The sequence below is a fragment of the Clostridioides sp. ZZV14-6009 genome (assembly GCF_020658095.1).
Lineage (GTDB): Bacteria > Bacillota > Clostridia > Peptostreptococcales > Peptostreptococcaceae > Clostridioides.
Genome location: NZ_JAGWDG010000064.1, coordinates 1 through 439 on the forward strand (window position 1 = coordinate 1; position 439 = coordinate 439).

A 439-nucleotide genomic window follows, 5' to 3' on the forward strand; every position below is an offset into this window, starting at 1 on the left:
TTTTCTTATCAATAGTTTTTAGTTTCTCTATTTCAGTTTCTGCTAATATAGAAATATAATATCTATTACCTGGTGTTCTCGATATAGTACAACTCTTTATTTCTCCATCAAACATTCTATGTTGTTTTATCCTAACCATCGATTTTAGTTTAGGTAATTTTATATATCCATTTTCAATCCTTACAGTACCTTTTTGGTTGTTAGTAGTATAACTATGATAGTTTATTTTCTTAGATTTGAATTTAGGAAAACCTACTGATTTATCTCTAAAAAAGTTTTTGTAGGCTTTATCTAAATTCATTTGTTCATTTGCTAGTGCTAAACTATCAACTTCTTTTAGGAACTCATATTCCTTTTTGTACTGTGCAGGTGTAGGATATTTTATTTTCTTAATATCTAAGTCCTTGTTTTCCTCATATGCTTTAATCCTATCGGATAA

Annotated in this window: 1 pseudogene; it reads right to left on the reverse strand. The window is 27.3% G+C overall.

Annotated features, from left to right (window positions below):
* A pseudogene (locus KGF36_RS19910) lies at positions 1–439 on the reverse strand (RNA-guided endonuclease TnpB family protein); the annotation flags it as partial.